This window comes from Cupriavidus sp. CP313 (assembly GCF_054072015.1).
This window is the reverse complement of record NZ_JBSVZB010000075.1, coordinates 1-2980: the sequence shown is the minus strand read 5'-3', so window position 1 is coordinate 2980 and position 2980 is coordinate 1. Positions and strand designations below refer to the sequence as shown.

Below are 2980 nucleotides of genomic sequence, written 5' to 3'. Positions count from 1 at the left end.
GGGGTTGTGCGTCTTGTGTCAACTGTTTCGGCACAGTCGCGATCACACACACCAGGAGAAACACACTGGTTATAGGATCAAGCCTTACGGGCAATTAGTACTGGTTAGCTTAACGCATTACTGCGCTTCCACACCCAGCCTATCAACGTCCTGGTCTCGAACGACCCTTCAAGGAGGTCAAGCCTCCAGGGAATCCTCATCTTCAGGCGAGTTTCCCGCTTAGATGCTTTCAGCGGTTATCTCTTCCGTACATAGCTACCCTGCGATGCCTCTGGCGAGACAACAGGTACACCAGCGGTACGTCCACTCCGGTCCTCTCGTACTAGGAGCAGCCCCCGTCAAGATTCCAACGCCCACGGCAGATAGGGACCAAACTGTCTCACGACGTTTTAAACCCAGCTCACGTACCTCTTTAAATGGCGAACAGCCATACCCTTGGGACCGGCTACAGCCCCAGGATGAGATGAGCCGACATCGAGGTGCCAAACACCGCCGTCGATATGAACTCTTGGGCGGTATCAGCCTGTTATCCCCAGAGTACCTTTTATCCGTTGAGCGATGGCCCTTCCATTCAGAACCACCGGATCACTATGTCCTGCTTTCGCACCTGCTCGACTTGTCGGTCTCGCAGTTAAGCACGCTTTTGCCATTGCACTTTAGGTACGATGTCCGACCGTACCAAGCGTACCTTCGAACTCCTCCGTTACACTTTGGGAGGAGACCGCCCCAGTCAAACTGCCTACCATGCACTGTCCCCGACCCGGATTCACGGGTCAAGGTTAGAACCTCAAACAAACCAGGGTGGTATTTCAAGGACGGCTCCACGTGAACTAGCGTCCACGCTTCAAAGCCTCCCACCTATCCTACACAGATCGGTTCAAAGTCCAATGCAAAGCTACAGTAAAGGTTCATGGGGTCTTTCCGTCTAGCCGCGGGGAGATTGCATCATCACAAACACTTCAACTTCGCTGAGTCTCGGGAGGAGACAGTGTGGCCATCGTTACGCCATTCGTGCAGGTCGGAACTTACCCGACAAGGAATTTCGCTACCTTAGGACCGTTATAGTTACGGCCGCCGTTTACCGGGACTTCAATCAAGAGCTTGCACCCCATCATTTAATCTTCCGGCACCGGGCAGGCGTCACACCCTATACGTCCACTTTCGTGTTTGCAGAGTGCTGTGTTTTTATTAAACAGTCGCAGCCACCATTTTATTGCAACCCCGTCACCCTTCTGGCGCAGGCCAGTCAAGCTACCAGGGCGTACCTTATCCCGAAGTTACGGTACCAATTTGCCGAGTTCCTTCTCCCGAGTTCTCTCAAGCGCCTTAGAATACTCATCTCGCCCACCTGTGTCGGTTTGCGGTACGGTCTCGTATGACTGAAGCTTAGAGGCTTTTCTTGGAACCACTTCCAATTGCTTCGCAGCACTAGGCCGCTCGCCCCGNACCTGTGTCGGTTTGCGGTACGGTCTCGTATGACTGAAGCTTAGAGGCTTTTCTTGGAACCACTTCCAATTGCTTCGCAGCACTAGGCCGCTCGCCCCACATCCTTGAATTCCGCGCCCGGATTTGCCTAAGCGCCTTCTCCAATGCAGGGACCGGGACTTCCAACACCCGGACAACCTTCCGCGATCCGTCCCCCCATCGCATCATACGACGGTGCAGGAATATTAACCTGCTTCCCATCAGCTACGCATCTCTGCCTCGCCTTAGGGGCCGACTCACCCTACGCCGATGAACGTTGCGTAGGAAACCTTGGGCTTACGGCGAGGGGGCCTTTCACCCCCTTTATCGCTACTCATGTCAGCATTCGCACTTCTGATACCTCCAGCATCCTTTACAAGACACCTTCACAGGCTTACAGAACGCTCTCCTACCACGCACATTACTGTGCGTCCGCAGCTTCGGTGACTGGCTTAGCCCCGTTACATCTTCCGCGCAGGACGACTCGATCAGTGAGCTATTACGCTTTCTTTAAAGGGTGGCTGCTTCTAAGCCAACCTCCTGACTGTTTTAGCCTTCCCACTTCGTTTCCCACTTAGCCAATCTTGGGGACCTTAGCTGGCGGTCTGGGTTGTTTCCCTCTTGACACCGGACGTTAGCACCCGATGTCTGTCTCCCGTGATTGCACTCTTCGGTATTCGGAGTTTGCTATGGCGGGGTAATCAGCAATAGACCCCCCAACCATGACAGTGCTCTACCCCCGAAGGTGACACACGAGGCACTACCTAAATAGTTTTCGGAGAGAACCAGCTATTTCCAGATTTGTTTAGCCTTTCACCCCTATCCACAGCTCATCCCCTAACTTTTCAACGTTAGTGGGTTCGGTCCTCCAGTACGTGTTACCGCACCTTCAACCTGGCCATGGATAGATCATCTGGTTTCGGGTCTACACCCAGCGACTCAACGCCCTGTTCGGACTCGCTTTCGCTACGCCTTCCCTAATCGGTTAAGCTTGCCACTGAATGTAAGTCGCTGACCCATTATACAAAAGGTACGCCGTCACCCGTTGCCAGGCTCCGACTGTTTGTATGCATGCGGTTTCAGGATCTATTTCACTCCCCTCCCGGGGTTCTTTTCGCCTTTCCCTCACGGTACTGGTTCACTATCGGTCGATCACGAGTATTTAGCCTTGGAGGATGGTCCCCCCATCTTCAGACAGGATTTCACGTGTCCCGCCCTACTTGTCGTACACCTAGTTCCACAACGCTGTTTTCGCATACAGGGCTATCACCTGCTATGGCCGGGCTTTCCATCCCGTTCTGCTAACAATGCTGCTAAAGAGTACAAGGCTCTTCCCATTTCGTTCGCCACTACTCTGGGAATCTCGGTTGATTTCTGTTCCTGCAGCTACTTAGATGTTTCAGTTCGCCGCGTTCGCTTCCCTGACCTATGTATTCAGTCAGGGATGACCCATACGGGCCGGGTTTCCCCATTCGGACATCTCCGGATCAAAGCTTGTTTGCCAGCTCCCCGAAGC

At 53.5% G+C, this 2980-nt stretch carries 1 rRNA gene; it reads right to left on the bottom strand.

The features are described 5' to 3' along the window. Positions 1 to 73: 73 nt before the first annotated feature. A 23S ribosomal RNA gene (locus ACW4E8_RS40890) occupies positions 74 to 2980 on the bottom strand; the annotation flags it as partial.